This is a genomic window from Arthrobacter sp. 001422645 (genome assembly GCF_059816125.1).
This window is the reverse complement of the sequence record NZ_JCBANT010000001.1, coordinates 325093-339797: the sequence shown is the minus strand read 5'-3', so window position 1 is coordinate 339797 and position 14705 is coordinate 325093. Positions and strand designations below refer to the sequence as shown.

15 protein-coding genes and 1 pseudogene are annotated in these 14705 nt (G+C 63.5%); all 16 read right to left on the bottom strand.

Translation table 11 applies throughout. The features are described 5' to 3' along the window. Positions 1-81: 81 nt before the first annotated feature. Positions 82-966 carry a type II secretion system F family protein gene (locus tag AC6EUH_RS01500; RefSeq protein ID WP_499737616.1) on the bottom strand — a complete coding sequence of 295 codons (885 nt, stop codon included), beginning with the start codon at positions 964-966 and terminating at the stop codon, positions 82-84. A gap of 7 nt (positions 967-973) precedes the next feature. Beyond that, positions 974-1909 (bottom strand): type II secretion system F family protein, encoded by a 936-nt coding sequence (locus tag AC6EUH_RS01495; RefSeq protein ID WP_056425284.1) that lies wholly within the window; start codon positions 1907-1909, stop codon positions 974-976. A gap of 7 nt (positions 1910-1916) precedes the next feature. Then, entirely contained in the window at positions 1917-3413 is a 1497-nt protein-coding gene (locus tag AC6EUH_RS01490) for a TadA family conjugal transfer-associated ATPase (RefSeq protein WP_056425287.1), read from the bottom strand. Continuing rightward, on the bottom strand, positions 3414-4604 hold the full coding sequence (locus AC6EUH_RS01485) for a CpaE/TadZ family protein (protein WP_499737615.1): 1191 nt from the start codon (positions 4602-4604) through the stop codon (positions 3414-3416). After that, positions 4601-5377 (bottom strand): Flp pilus assembly protein CpaB, encoded by a 777-nt coding sequence (cpaB, locus tag AC6EUH_RS01480; protein ID WP_499737614.1) that lies wholly within the window; start codon positions 5375-5377, stop codon positions 4601-4603. Before cpaB ends, AC6EUH_RS01485 begins: the two co-directional genes overlap by 4 nt. A gap of 46 nt (positions 5378-5423) precedes the next feature. Then, positions 5424-6455, bottom strand: coding sequence for a pilus assembly protein TadG-related protein (locus tag AC6EUH_RS01475; protein WP_499737613.1), 1032 nt, complete (start codon positions 6453-6455; stop codon positions 5424-5426). After that, on the bottom strand, positions 6443-6817 hold the full coding sequence (locus AC6EUH_RS01470) for a TadE family protein (protein WP_499737612.1): 375 nt from the start codon (positions 6815-6817) through the stop codon (positions 6443-6445). The genes AC6EUH_RS01475 and AC6EUH_RS01470 overlap by 13 nt, the downstream gene beginning before the upstream one ends. A gap of 109 nt (positions 6818-6926) precedes the next feature. After that, a complete protein-coding gene (locus AC6EUH_RS01465; RefSeq protein ID WP_499737611.1) occupies positions 6927-7166 on the bottom strand; it encodes a Flp family type IVb pilin in 240 nt (79 codons plus the stop codon). A gap of 251 nt (positions 7167-7417) precedes the next feature. Further along, positions 7418-8300, bottom strand: a pseudogene (locus AC6EUH_RS01460) (type II secretion system F family protein). An 18-nt stretch (positions 8301-8318) separates the two neighbouring features. Continuing rightward, complete coding sequence (locus AC6EUH_RS01455; protein ID WP_499737610.1) at positions 8319-9269, bottom strand: type II secretion system F family protein; 951 nt, start codon at positions 9267-9269, stop codon at positions 8319-8321. 2 nt (positions 9270-9271) lie between these two features. Further along, a complete protein-coding gene (locus tag AC6EUH_RS01450) occupies positions 9272-10750 on the bottom strand; it encodes a TadA family conjugal transfer-associated ATPase (RefSeq protein ID WP_499737609.1) in 1479 nt (492 codons plus the stop codon). After that, complete coding sequence (locus AC6EUH_RS01445) at positions 10747-11952, bottom strand: CpaE/TadZ family protein (RefSeq protein ID WP_499737608.1); 1206 nt, start codon at positions 11950-11952, stop codon at positions 10747-10749. The genes AC6EUH_RS01450 and AC6EUH_RS01445 overlap by 4 nt, the downstream gene beginning before the upstream one ends. Beyond that, on the bottom strand, positions 11949-12602 hold the full coding sequence (locus AC6EUH_RS01440) for an RcpC/CpaB family pilus assembly protein (protein ID WP_499737607.1): 654 nt from the start codon (positions 12600-12602) through the stop codon (positions 11949-11951). Before AC6EUH_RS01440 ends, AC6EUH_RS01445 begins: the two co-directional genes overlap by 4 nt. A 148-nt stretch (positions 12603-12750) precedes the next feature. Beyond that, the gene (locus AC6EUH_RS01435) at positions 12751-13755 is read right to left on the bottom strand and encodes a pilus assembly protein TadG-related protein (RefSeq protein ID WP_499737606.1); all 1005 of its coding nucleotides are present in this window, start codon (positions 13753-13755) and stop codon (positions 12751-12753) included. After that, positions 13752-14126 (bottom strand): TadE/TadG family type IV pilus assembly protein, encoded by a 375-nt coding sequence (locus AC6EUH_RS01430; RefSeq protein ID WP_499737605.1) that lies wholly within the window; start codon positions 14124-14126, stop codon positions 13752-13754. Before AC6EUH_RS01430 ends, AC6EUH_RS01435 begins: the two co-directional genes overlap by 4 nt. Before the next feature lie 132 nt (positions 14127-14258). Then, on the bottom strand, positions 14259-14471 hold the full coding sequence (locus tag AC6EUH_RS01425; protein WP_499737604.1) for a Flp family type IVb pilin: 213 nt from the start codon (positions 14469-14471) through the stop codon (positions 14259-14261). Positions 14472-14705 lie beyond the last annotated feature (234 nt).

The window sequence follows — 14705 nt, the reverse complement described above, 5'->3', positions numbered from 1 at the left end:
CACGGTACTTCCTGTCACGGCCGAGACCCCGCACTCCGGGCGATCCTGCGGAAAACTTGTGGCATTCCGGCGACGGCGGCGCTACTGGCCGCTGAACGTGTCAATCGCGTTGATGACGGCGGGGCCCAGGATGGCAATAAAGAGCACCGGGAAGATGAAGAAAAGCAACGGGAACAGGATGGTCACGGGCAGCTTCATGGCCTTTTCCTCGGCCCGCTGCCGGCGCTTGACCCGCATCACCTTCGCCTGGATCCGGAGCACCCGGCTGATGGCGATGCCATAGGTGTCTGCCTGCACCACCGCCTGGACGAAGCTGCGCAGCTCCGGGATGTTCGTCCGCTCGGACAACGCCAGATACGACTCGCGGCGGCTCCGGCCCACCTGCATGTCCTGCAGCGTCCGCACGAGTTCCTCGGCGAGTGGCCCTTTGCCGTTCTCGCCCGCCCGGGCCATGGCTCCCTCGAAACCCAGGCCCGCCTCCACGGAGATGAGCATCTGGTCGAGGGTGTTGGCGAGTTCCAGCTGCATAATTTTCTGCCGCTCCTGGCCCTTGCTGTACAGCAGCAGGTCGGGGATGAAATAGCCCAGCAGTACTACAAAAACGCCCACCAGCTTGATGATCGGCGTCGGACCGCTGGAACTGATGTAGAAGCCGAGCGCGGCGCCCACGATCCCCAGCAGCGGCTTCGCCGCCAGGACCCGTCCCAGCGGCAGCGAAGCGGGACGTCCGGCGAGCGACAGCAGCTTGTCGAGCCTGCGCACGTACCCGGCGGGCGTCAGCCGGTAGCCGAGCCGCTCCAGCAGCCTGCTCTGGTTCTGCTCCGTATGCCCGGCGGCGTCCGAGCCGAGGGCAAGCATCGTGCGGATGGCCCGCTGGGAGGGACGGTCAACGGACAACAGCGACCACACCAGGTACCCCAGCGGAACGGAGACCAGCAGCACGGAAAGCAGGACAAGGGAGTTCACGGCCGCCTCAGAACTTCAGGTCGATGATCTTGCGCATCCACAAGCCGCCGATCGTCATCAGGATGACGGACGCCCCGATCATGCCCCAGCCCAGCGGATTGGTGAACATCACGTTCATGTAGCCGGGGTTGACCAGCATCAGCATGACCACGATCCCGATGGGCATGGCCATCAGGATGTAGGCGGAGAACTTTCCCTCGGCGGCGAGGGACTTGATGTGGCCCTTGATTTCGCTGCGCTCGCGGATGGTTTCATTCACCTGGTCCAGCACCTCGGCCAGGTTTCCGCCGACTTCGCGGTTGATCTGGATGGCCTGGGCGATCCAGACGAAGTCCTCGTTCCGCATCCGCTCGGCGGTGTCATTGAGGGAGGACTGCAGGTCCCGGCCCAGGCTGGTTTCCGTGACCACCCGGCGCATCTCCTCTGACGTCGGACTCAGCGATTCGGTGGCGGCGGCGTCAATGGCCCGCAGGATGCTGTGCCCTGCCCGCAGGCCGCCGGCCAGGAGCTGGAGGGTATCGCCGAGCTGCTGGTCGAAGGTGTTCCGGCGTTTGCCGGCCAGGAAGCCGAGCACAAGATGCCCCGCCAGCGGGGACAGCAGCACGAAGACAACCGCCAGCAGCGGCCCGGCCACCACCAGGCCGGCCAGCGCTCCGACCAGGGCGCCGGCCAGCACCAGGACAAAGAAGTCGGCCTGGCTCATCCGCAGCCCGGCGTTTTCCAGGGTTTCCCGGTTGAAGAGCCGGACTTTTCGTTGGGCGAAGAATCCGTCCACCAGGTTCACTGCGGAGCCGGCGAACCGGGTCAGCTGTGAGTCGGGCTGGTGCTGGACCGGCCTGCGCCGGTCCAGGGGCACACCGGTTCCGCCCGTGGCCAGCAGCGCGTAGCCGAGCAACAGCACCGCCGTGAACAGCAGCCCAACTCCGATAGGCAACAGGGTCATCCGGGGCTCACATCCGTCCGGCTGCGGTCAGCGGGGCGGCAAACACGGCGGGGGAGACGTGGATGCCCAGATCCTCGAAGCGGTCAATAAAGCGCGGGCGGATGCCGGTGGGAACCGGTTTGCCCAGGAAGCGGCCGTGGGGGTCGACGCCGGCTGAATAGTCGAAGACAAAGGCGTCCTGAAGCGTCACGATGTCCCCTTCCATGCCTTGGACCTCCGTGACGTGGGTGATCCGGCGGGTGCCGTCGCGGAGCCGGGAAATCTGGACGATCAGGTTCACGGCTGAGGCGATCTGCTCGCGGATGGCCCGCAGCGGCAGGTCCATGCCGGCCATCAGCACCAGGGTTTCCAGGCGGGCGACGGCGTCCCGGGGGGAGTTCGAGTGGACCGTCGAGAGGGACCCGTCGTGGCCGGTGTTCATGGCCTGGAGCATGTCCAGGGACTCGCCGCCGCGGACCTCGCCCACCACGATCCGGTCGGGGCGCATACGCAGGGAGTTGCGGAGCAGTTCACGGATGGTCACTTCGCCCTTGCCCTCGGTGTTGGGCGGGCGGCTTTCGAGCCGGACCACGTGGCGCTGCTGGATCTGCAGTTCGACTGCGTCCTCGATGGTGACGATCCTCTCGTCGTCGGGCAGGAAGGAGGAAAGCACGTTGAGCAGGGTGGTCTTGCCGGTGCCGGTGCCGCCGGAGACGATGATGTTCAGCTTCGCCTTCACACAAGCGTTCAGCAGTTCGGCCATCTCCGGTGTCAGGGTGCCAAACTCGATGAGGTTCCGCACAGTCAGCGGCACCTTGCTGAACTTCCTGATGGTCAGCGAGGACCCGCCCACGGCGAGCGGGGGGATCACGGCGTTGACGCGGGAACCGTCCTCGAGCCGTGCGTCCACCAGCGGGGAGGACTCGTCGATCCGGCGGCCCACCTTGGAAACAATCCGCTCAATCACCTTGCGCAGGTGGTCTTCGGAGCTGAAACGCGATTCGGTCAGCGTCAGCTTGCCGTGCCGCTCGACGTAGATCTGGTCCATGCAGTTGACCATGATTTCCGTGACGGCGGGATCGTCCAGGAGGCGCTGCAGGGGGCCGTAGCCCAGCACGTCGTCGGCGACGTCCTGGACGAGGCGGGAGCGTTCGTCGGCGGAGAGCGGTACCTGCTCGGCGTCGATGATCCGGATCAGTTCCTCCCGCGCGGAGGTGCGCAGTTCGTCCTCCTTGACGGCGGAATCGTTGAACCGGGTGCCCATTCGCTCGAACAGCGCGGTCGCGGCGCGCTCCTTGAGCGCTGCGAACACGTCCACCGGCTGCTGGGCCCTGGCCCGGTACCCCTCGGCCGGTTCTGTCGCCGCTGCGGCAACTGCGGAGGGCTTCCGGAGTTCGACGACGGCGGCGAGCGGCGCCGTCGGCTCCGCCCGGGAGGGTGGTTGGGTGCGCTCGGGCTTCGGCGCCGGCGCGGCGGCCGGGGGCGGGGTGCCCTCGGCCGTGCGGAGCCGTTCGGAGAGCTTCACTCAGACCACCACCCGGCGGTGCAGCTTCTTTTGCGCCGTGGCGCGCCACGCAGGATCGAACCGGGACACCAGTTGCTTGAGTCCCTTGACGGCCGGGTCTTTGCGGCCGTCCTGCAGGACCGGGATGCCGCGGTTGGTGGAGAACGCGACGGCTTTGGAGCGGGGGATGCTGACATCCACGGGTGCGCCGATGGTGGCTTCGACGTCCTGGACGCTGAGCCCGGACTTGGCATCGGCCATGTTCAGGACCACATGCCGGGTCTCCGGGAGCAGGTCCAGCCGGCGGAGGATGCCGAGCCCGGAGCGCAGCCCGCGGATGCTCGGGACGTCCATGGCGGTGACCCAGACGACGTCGGTGCACTGTTCCATGGCGGCCAGCCCCACCTCGGGGAGGCCGGGGGCGGTGTCCACCACGACGTACTGGAACTGTTCCGCGAGTTGTTCCAGGAGCCGGGAGACCTGCTGCGGGGTGATGTCGTCGGCCTCCTCCGGGCTCCGCGGCGCGCAGAGGGCGTAAATGTTTCCGGGGTGCACAGTCAGGAACGCCTTGAGGACCAGCGAGTCGTGGCTGGCGGCGGCCGAGACCGCGTCCGTCACGGTGTGCTCGGGATTGAGGTACAGACCCGACGCCACATCCCCGAACTGCAGATCCAGGTCGACGATAACGACGCCCATCGGCGCGACCTTGCCCAGGCCGATGGCGATGTTGGTGGCGATGGTGGTTTTGCCGACCCCGCCCTTGGGGGAGAAGACCCCCACGACCAGTCCTTTGGGGCCCTCGGCCTGGTGGACGGCGGCCGTCCGGTTCCGGCTCGCATACGACTGGCAGGCCCGCTCCAGCAGCATCCGGATCTGGGCCGGATCCGACTCCGGGCTGAGGATGTCCCGGATGCCCGCGCGCATGGCGAGCAGGACAAAGGCGGGGTCCGGGTCGCCCACCAGGACCACACTGAGCTCCGGCAGCTGCACATCAAAGACCGTGGCGAGCCGCAGGGCGTCCTCCACCGGGATGTCCGGCCCCAGGATCAGCACCTCGGGGCGCTCCTGGTTGAGGTTCGCGAACAGTTCGCCGGGGTCCGCCGGGTTGACGAACGCGAAGGTCTGCAGCCCGCCCGGAAGCCCGCCGGCCAGGGCCTGCCGGACGCGGGAGTCGAAGTCGGTGTTCGGGGTGATCAGCACAAAGCGGCTCACTTGTAGACCTCCGGTTTCGTCATGATTCCTGGTCGGCCGCTGTCCGTCGCGTTGAGCGGTTCCTTGCTCAGCCAGAGGGTTGCGAATTCCGAGAATTCCGAGGCATAGACAATCTTGGTGGCATCCACGTCGTTCACTGCAACGGTCAGCATGAGGGACCCGGTGGGAAGGGACATGTCCTCGGCAGGGGGTCCTGAACCGTCCGCTGAAGGCTGCGGTGATGGAGTGGCTACGGGAGCCCGCTGCACGGCGGTCACGAGGACTTTGTGGATGGAGAGCTGGGTTGTCTGTTTTTCAGGCTTGGCCTCGATGCCCCCATCCTTCAAGTTAATGAAGATTCCTACGCGGTCGCCCGGAGCGATCCTGCCGCCGACAACGCGCTGGGGTTCGAGCTGGAAGGAAATCTCCTGCAGCCCCTTGGGGACCTCCACCGATCCGCTGGCTTTGAACTCTTCCGGGGCGATCAGCCGCTCGGAGGCGAGCTGTTCGCCCGGGAGCAGTTCGACGGCGGTGACCTTGCCGGCGAGGCCGTCGAGGTTCTTCAGCGCCGACTTGCTGACAGCCTTGCCGGGAAGTTCCTCACTGGCCACAAAGGATTTCAGTGCCTCCACGGGGGTACCCGCGGGCACGGCCTTCTTCACCACGAGGACGGCGACCGGGTCCAGTTCCTGCACGGCCCTGGTATCGGCACCCTGCGCGTAGCTGACCACGAGGAGGGCTCCGACGATCGCCAAGACAAGGGCGGCGACACCGGCCAACAAGCGTGACTTCAAAGACTGCTCCTGTGCTGGTTAGTGGACTGTGTGGAGAGGGTGGGTGCTATTGCGTGAGCTTGACGACGCCGACGCCAAAGTCCTCCGGCGTTCCTACGGTGAAGGCGTTGTCTAGGGTGACGTAACGGATGAAGCTGCCGATGACGCCGGTACAGCTGCCGTCGCAGGCTAGTGCGGGCGGAACGGAGGGCGGCTTGTTCTGGAATGTAATGGGGAACTTGTTGCCGTTGAAGCTCCAGCCCTTTACCAGGAAGGCGGCAAAGGAGGTGAGTTTGTAGGTGGTGCTGGAGCCGGTTCCCTCTACTAGATCAAAGACCGGGAGTAGGACAGTGACGTCCTTTCCTGCTGTGATGTCTGCGGCCCAGGCCCGCAACTGGTCGTCGCAGACGCCGGGATAGCTGTTACCGGGATCGCCGGGCGCCCACGACGCGGCGCTGACGGTTCCCGCACAGGTACCTGAAGGGCGCTTCAGCCAGCCAAAGCCACCTGGGACAACGGCTCCAGACGGCCCGTAATTGCAGCTTGTCTCGGCCTTGCTGCCGTGGCTCACCAGCAATTGCATGCCGGCGTCGATGTGAGTTTTCACCTGGCAAACAGAGAAGGCGATGGGGAACGCAGTGGGTCCCGCCACCGGCCGGCCCCACTGCACGGTGGCGCCGGCGGTTACGGTGGCGTCGTTGAAGCCCAAGGCCCGGGCGAAGAGAAGGGAGACGCGGTTGGGCGCCTGTCCGGCTTCCTGCGCCCCTGCTGCAACTTTCACTGTGCCGGCCGCTTTGTCCAAAACGAGGGAAGAGATGTTGCTCGCCCCATCGCCGGCGTTGCTGTTGGCCAGGCTGCGGGCCAGCGTCGACGTTGTTGAGCAGTCGGGGTCGTTGACGTTGCGCGCGCACTTCTGCGCGATGGCGATCGCGGCTGCGTCAGCTCCGTTGCGCAGCTGGGTCCGCTCGGCGTAGAGCATGCCTGCATCGACCGCCACGGCGGCAAAGCCCAGCAGCACCACCATGAGGATCGCCACCAGAACGCTGACGCCGCCGCGCTCGCCGGATTCGCCACTAGCGGATCCCCTTAGCCGCCGCACAGCATCACCCCCCGTCCTTCCATGGGAAACGGGCCTGCGATGCCTGTCATGGTGGACAAGTTGTAGGTGATTTTGAATGTCATCTGGACGCCGGTGGTGCACGTTGACGGGCTGATCGTAATGTTGGCGTCGCTTAGTGCCGGTTGCAGTGAAACGGCTGCGTTCTTGGCCGCGGTCCGGGCGGCGGTTGGATTGTTCCCGATCGTCATGACCCGGACCCCTTCACGGGCGGCGCTTGAGAGGGAGATCTGCGTGTTGTATGCCCGGCCGAATTCCATGATTCCAAGCAGCAGCATCACCAGGACCGGCGCCAAGAGCGCGAACTCCACCGCGACGGCGCCCCGTTCCGTTCTTTTGGACATGGGGGACCGCCTTCCTGGATGGAGTTGGGTTCAGAGACAACTGTGTGGTGGCGGCTCGATGTCGCCACCACACAGTCATTGACCGATGCGCCGTGCCTGGTGCGAGTGCTTACGGTGCGGCGGGCGCGGCACAGGTGCCTCCACCTGCATCAGCGCCTGCGGTGTAATCGCCGCCACTGACGGAGCACTGGACCTGGGTGAACGTGTCGGTCAACGTTCCACCCAAAAGGGTCACTGCGATGATGATCACGACGGCGATGAGGGAGACCATGATGCCGTATTCGACGGCGGTGGCGCCGCGCTGATCGAGGCGAAGACGGGTTGCGAGGTTGGAGAAAAAGGAACGCATGGGTGACTCCTGAGCGAGTAGGGCGGCTGGCCCTGCACCAGCACTGAGAGGAACTTAGCAACGGGCGACACGCCGAGGAATCGACCTTGACGCATCCTGTGCCAAGGCTTCCCAAACTGCACGTTTCCTGTACATTCCCTGCGCAGATTCTGCGCTGGTCCACCACGAACTGCCGGAGACGCAGGAGGACCCCCTTGGCTCTGGGGTCCAAGGGGGTCCGGTCTGAGGGCGCCCTGAGCAGGGACTACCGGCTATCTACTGGAGAAGACCTCCATGATGCTCAGCACCGTGGGCCCGAGCACCACGATGAAGAGCGCAGGAAGGATGAAGAAGATGAGCGGAAACAACATTTTCACAGGCATCTTCATCGCGTGCTCTTCCGCCCGCTGGCGACGCTTCACGCGCATATCCTTCGCTTGCGACTCAAGCACCTTCGCAATGGCGATGCCGTAGGTATCTGCCTGGACCACGGCCCGGACAAAGGAGCGCAGATCCGGGACGTCAACCCGCTGTGCCATTGCCAAGTACGCTTCCTTGCGGGAGCGGCCCACCTGGATGTCCTGCAGGGTTCGGATCAGCTCGTCGGCGAGTGGCCCCTTGCCGTTCTGCCCTGCGCGGGCCATGGCTGTTTCGAAGCCAAGGCCCGCCTGGACCGAGATGAGCATTTGGTCCAGTGTGTCCGGCAGCTCGAGCTTGATCGTTTCACGTCGCTTCTGGGCGTGGTTGCGAAGCAGGATGTCCGGCACAAAGTAGGCCAAGGCGGTGATACCCAGCATGAGGAGGAGATTGACTGCCGATGGTGATCCGGCGACGAGAAGGACTCCAAACACTGAGCCCCCGAGGGCGAGCAGTGGCTTAACCATGATGATGCGGCCTAAGGGCCAGCTCTTCGGCCTGCCAGCCCCCCGCGAGTTGCTTGTCCAGCCAAGCCGTGTAGCCCTTGGGGGTCACCTTTCTACTGAGGGCTGCGAGTTGCCCGGTGGCTGAGAGCGCTGATTCGCTCTCTTTGGGCCGCCGTCCGATATTGGCCTGGATATTCCGCAGGCCTACTCGATCGCCAGTGAAGGCTAGCCATGTCATGACAGAGAGCGGGGCGATGACTGCCAGGATGGCGGCATATGCGATGGTTTGCACTGTTTTCTCCCGATTCTCTTAGAACTTGGGCTTTACGAGTCGACTGAGCCAGAAGCCGCCCACGGTCAGCAAGATCACGCAAGCAATGATCATGAGGAAACCCGGAAAAGTGCTCAGGAAGACTTTCGAGTACAGAGGGTTGAAAAGTGACAGCCCAACGAACATCACGACCGGGAGTGCCATCAGGACCATGGCGGACATTCGTCCTTCTGCGCTGAGAGCCTTGACCTGGCCCCGGAGCTGGCTGCGGTCCCGGATGGTCTCGCCCACGTTGTCCAGCACGTGGGCGAGATCCCCGCCGACTTCCCGGTGTATTTCGATGGCCTGGGTTATTGAGGCGAAGTCCTCGTTTTTGGTACGTCGGGCAACCTCCGAGAAGGATTCGCCGAGGTCCCTGCCGATTCTCGTCTCGTTCACGACACGGTTCAGTTCCTCTGCCATCGGGGCTTCATTCTCCTGGGCAGCAGCATCGACCGAACGCAGGAGGCTGTGCCCGGCCCGGAGGCCGCCGGCAAACATCTGCAGAGTATCGGCTACCTGCTCATCGAATTTCTTTCGCCGTCGGGCGACCAACAGATTCAGCAGCACGATGAGGCCAATGGGAGTGAGGACCAGCATCGCCACGGCCGGGCTTGGGCCGCCCAGGAGGAAACCCAGGACGACGCCGACGAAGGTTACGGCGCCGGACATCAGCAAATAGTCGCCTGGCTGTTTCTTGAGGCCGGCCTCTTCGAGCCGGTCCCGGCTGAGGAGTCCTGAGCCACGCCTACGGAGTCCCTTGTTCAGGGTCTCCACGGCCTGGTTGGTGAGCTTGGTCAGGTTTGAAGAGTTTGCCTCGGCGACGTCCGGACGGCGCCGGGAGAGCTCTACTTGCCGGGATTTGAAAACGATGGCGACAGTAATGGCCAATGCTGCATAGACCAGCAGCAGGCCGGCAAAGAAGGCGAGGGGCGATAATTCGGGAAGCACCGCTACCGCCCCCTGACGGGCTGCGCGCCGAACACGGACGGCGAGATTTCGATTCCGAGTTCGTCGAAGCGGTCCGTGAATCGGGGGCGGACACCCGTGGGTACCGGTTTCCCGAGGAAACGTCCGCTGGCATCGACCCCGGCTGAATAATCGAAGACGAAAGCGTCCTGAAGAGTGACGATGTCGCCTTCCATGCCCTGGACTTCAGTGATGTGGGTGACGCGTCGAGAGCCGTCACGGAGCCGCGAAATGTGCACGATCAAGTTGACTGCCGAGGCGACTTGTTCGCGGACCGCCCGGAGCGGGAGGTCCATTCCGGCCATAAGCACCAGCGTTTCGAGTCTGGCGATGGCATCTCGGGGCGAGTTGGCATGCACTGTGGAGATGGAGCCGTCGTGGCCGGTGTTCATGGCCTGAAGCATGTCCAGGCATTCGCCGCCGCGGACCTCACCGACGACAATCCGGTCCGGCCGCATACGAAGTGAGTTCCGCACCAGATCACGGATGGAGACTTCACCCTTTCCCTCGATGTTCTGCGGACGGCTCTCGAGCCGCACCACGTGATCCTGCTGGAGCTGAAGTTCCACGGCGTCTTCGATGGTGACGATCCGGTCCGTGGCGGGGATGAAGGAGGAGAGTACGTTCAAGAGGGTTGTCTTTCCCGTACCGGTTCCGCCGGAAACGATGATGTTCATCCGGGCCAGCACGCAAGCTTGAAGCAGCTCGGCCATCTCCGGGGAGAGGCTACCCATGCTGATCAGATTCTGGACTGTGAGTGGATCCCGGCCGAATTTTCGGATCGTCAATGCGGGACCATTCACCGCGAGGGGTGGAATGATGGCGTTGACGCGCGAACCGTCGGCGAGCCTGGCGTCCACGAGGGGCGACGACTCATCGATGCGCCGCCCTATGCGTGACACGATCCGTTCGATGACTCGACGCAACGCTTCATCAGAGGTGAATTTTGTATCCGTCAGATGGAGCTGCCCTGCGCGTTCAACGTAGATCTGGTCGAATCGGTTGACCATGACTTCCGTGACGGCCGGATCATCCAGGAACCGCTGAATCGGGCCGTGGCCCAGGACGTCGTCCGTTATTTCGCGGATCAGGCGTTGCCGTTCCAAGGCTGTGAGGGGAATTTGTTCCTCCTCAAGAACGCCCTTGAGTTCGTCCCTTACCGACTGATGGAGTTCTGCCTCCTCGATGGAGGAATCAGTGATCCGGCCGCCAAGCCGCTCGAAGAGTGCCTGGCTAGCGCGTTCCTTGAGGGCGTTGAGTGCTTCACTGGCGACGGACGCTGTCTGCTGGACTTCTACGACGTCGGTGTGCAGTTCAGCTGCCTCCTTGGCCTCCAGGATCCGCCCGAGGGTTGCCGGTGGTGCCGGGCGAGTGAATGCATCCGTCGCCGGTGTCTGAGCTTCAGAGGATGAGCCGGGCTGGGCTCCTCCGCGCAATTGCTGGAATCGGTCTGTGAGGCTCACTGGAATACCGCCCTTCTGTGCAGTTGCTTATGCGGTCTGGCTTCCCAACCGGGCTTAAAACGCTCCACAAGCTGGCGTAGACCCTTGGCAGCCGGGTCCCGGTTGCCGTCCTGGAGCACCGGAACGCCTTTGTTTGTCGAGAACGGAAGGCTCTTGGAGCGCGGCAACACCACGTCAACGGGCGCCCCAATGGTGGCTTCAACGTCCTTCAAGCTCAGACCGGCGCGCCGGTCGGCCATGTTCAGCACGATGTGGCGCTGTTCCGGAACCAGCGCCAGATCCTCCAGGATCTGGAACCCGGTCCGCATTCCCCGGATGCTGGGGACGTCCATTCCGCAGATCCACACCGCGTCGGTTGCCTGTTCTAGAGTGGCGAGTACATGCTCACCGAGACCCGGTGCAGTGTCCACCACGATGTACTGGAACTCCTGACGGAGCTGGGTCAGAAGGCGGGTCACATGTGCGGCGGTGATCCGGTCCATCTCTACGGGGGAGCGCGGCGCACACAAGGCGTAGATGCCGGCCGGGTGGACCGTCAGATAGGTCTTAAGGACCATGGAATCCTGGCTCGCGGCGCCCATGACGGCATCCGTGATGGTGAACTCCGGTTCCAGCAGCAGGCCACTGGCAACGTCCCCAAACTGGAGGTCGAGATCGACGATGACAACACTCATCGGGGATGCCTTACCCAGCCCGACAGCGAGGTTGGTGGCTACCGTTGTCTTGCCAACGCCGCCCTTGGGTGACATTACCGCGATGACCCGACCGGGTGCGCCATTGTCCATATGCTCCGAGGCCTGGGGTGCCAGCCCTCTCCTGCGGCCTGCAGCGGCGAGGCTTGCCCGTTCCAGCATGACGCGGATGGTGTCCGGGTCGGCGCCCGGGTCCAGGAGGTCGCGGACTCCGGCACGCATTGCCTGGAGCACAGTTTCCGGGTTGGATGGCGCTGCCAGAATGACGCTGATCTCCGGGTACTGGAGGTCCACCACTGACGCGAGTTTCAGCGAACCGTCGACGGAGATGCCGGGGCCCAGAATCAGGACCTCGGGAGGCTCTCCCACCATTTGGCGGAGCACGTCCCCGGGACCGTCGGGAAGGTGGCCGCTCTGGAATACCTGCAGTGAGCCGTGCATGCCGGCTACGGCGAGGCGGACCAAGCGTTCAAAATCGCCGTTGGGCGTGATGAGTACGTAGCGGCTCATCGGAACAACCGTGATGAGTCAACGTAGGACGCTCCGGACTCGATTGCTCCACCGGGCTCCTTGGAAAGGTAGACCTTGCCGAACTCCGCGGCGAAGACAATCCGTTCGGCGTCGGCCGAGTTCCTGGCGATGGTGATGAGGTACGTTTCGTCGGTCTGTGTTGTGCCGGTGGCCGATGTGGCGGCCACTTGGCTGGTTTCCGCCGCGGTGGCGGATTCGCCGGTCTGAGCTGCAGTTCCGTTGCTGAACTGCGCTGCTGTGACCAATACCTTGTGGAAACTTAGCTGCGTCTTGCTCGACTTTGCGCCCGACTTGTCGGTCGCCTGTTCCAGTGAGAGGAAGACGCCCACTGTGTCGCCGGCGGTCACCTTGCCTCCGGCTACGCGTTCAATGGGCAACTTCAGCGTGAGTTCCTGGAGCCCTGCGGGAACTTGGACCCTTGACGGGCCGAGGAAGGACTTCTCTTCCACCATCCGGGTGGACAGCAGCTGTTCACCGGGCACCAGGGCAACTGCTGCAACCTTTGACCCTAGGGTTGCCAGATCGGTGACGTTGTGTTCGGCCAGCGCGACCTTCGGAACGGACTTCTTGATGACCGAGGACGCGATCTCCTCAGCGCCGGCTCCGGCCGGAATGGCCTTCTGCACCATGTAGATGGTTTCTGTTTCCGTCCCGGCCAATGCGCGCTTATCTGCATTTTGAACGTATGAGACCAGTAATACTGTTCCAATAATTGCCACAAGTAATGCGGCTATGCCTCCCAGCAGGCGTGTTTTCATCGTAACCCCTTTGAATTGCTCACTTGATTAATTTGATTTCAACTGTTCCAAGATCCGCACCTGTGCCGCCTCCTCCCGTCCAGGAATCAATAGATTCAAACTTGACGAACTGGCCGATAATGCAGCGGTCATTGCCTTCCTTGCAGGCCAGGGATGTGTTCATGCCGGGGTCGTTTTTCGTGTTGCGAAATTCGTATTCGTGGTTGTTGCCGAACTTCCAGCCCCAGACTTTGAACGTGGCGTAGCCGATGATATGGAAAGTGCCGTTCTGGCCCTTGTTGGTGGCGTCGTCGAAGATGGGGAAAGCGACATGTACTTCGCCTCCGTCGGTGATGGTCTTGGCCCAACCCTTGAGAATCTCGGAGCACCCTGACGGCGGGTTGTTACCGGGGTCGGATCCGAGGTCGTTGCTGCCGAGCTTCGTTACCGCTTCGCAGGGCGAATCTTGGTCCAGCCAGCCCCAGCCACCCGGGATCTCTGCCCCTGACGGGCCAGTGCAGGTCCCGCCCGGCTTGTAGGCAATCTTCTGGACGTCGCTTGTGGCGCTCGCCGTTGAGAGGTTGAAGCAGTCGTCCGAAATCGCCAGCGGAAAACCGGAGCCACCCGTAGGTGGTGACATGGAGGCCGTCGCGTGCGCCCCGACTGTGACGGGCGGTGCATTGAGGGCGCTGGCGAACAATTTGGTCAGAAAGGCGTTGGTGCCGTTGCTGGTGGATGTGGCGACGGTGACCTGGTGTGCCTTCGAGAGATCCACCGAGTCGACCGTGGTGGCGCCATCATTGGAGTTTCCGCCCGTCATCTCGTGGGCCCATTTGAGCGCGTTTGCGTCGCATAGGCCCGGGTTGCGGTGGCACTGCTGCGCAGCGGCCATGGCGCCGGCGTCGGCCGCGTTCTGCAGTTGGGCCCGCTCCGAGTAGATCTGGCCGACGTCCACGGCCATCGCCCCGGCCCCGATGAGGACAAGCATCATGACTGCGACCAGGACGCCGGTCGCGCCGCGCTCGCTGTCGGTATCATTCCTCATCCACCGCATCGCATGGCTCCTACTCCCGTGGCCGAAAGCGTGGTGCCGAACATCCCCGTCAACGTGCCGGCCGTGTACGTGACTGTGACGTGCGCGGTGAGATCCTTGGCGCAGGATGCGGGGGCGAACACGAAAGTGAACGCCGTGGGGTCCAGGCCCGGCGAGCCGGCTGTGCCGGCGGCGCGGGCTAGGGCCTGGTCGTTCTCAACTGCCATGGTGCGGGCTGCTTCGCGGGCTGCCTGGGTCACGGAAATCTGCAGGTTGTAGGCGTGCGACAACTCGACAATCCCGCCAACGAGGGCGAGGAGGATGGGAGCAACCAGAGCGAACTCGACGGCGGCGGCCCCGCGCTCGCGCCCTTCGACGCCCATGCCGGGCGCCTTTGACTTGCTACGCTTCATTTGATCCCCCCAGGGATAGATGCAGCCGAAGGAATAAGAACTGTGCCGCGTCCGCGAGACACGGACGCGGCACAGTGGGTGTTGCTGAGGCCGAAAGATCGCCTACGGCTTGACCTTCCATTTGGCTACCTCGACGCCAAGATCGGTGAACCACTGGCCAAGGGCGCCGCCGAAGAGCGTAGCTCCTGCGATGATGGCGAAGGCGACGAACGCGATGAGCAGCGAGTATTCCGTCGCGGTGGCGCCCTTTTCCGATGCGAGCTTTTCCTTGACGCCGGCTACAAAAGCGAGCATTGAGACCATGAGACCAGTCATTTGAATTTGTCCTTTTCCAGAGTTTTGAATGTGAAACGAAATTCCAGCAAATCCCCTTTTGCTAACCCCTGGAGTTCCGTTGGCACAACAGTGGCACGGCGATTAACGGCACAGCAATGCATCGGGTTACTCGAGTTTTTCGGCACGAATCAAGGGCATTACCTAGGCCCATTTGAATGTGTACTCAGTTCGATGCGGCGACTAAGCGGCGACTACCTGTTTTGATACGCACGC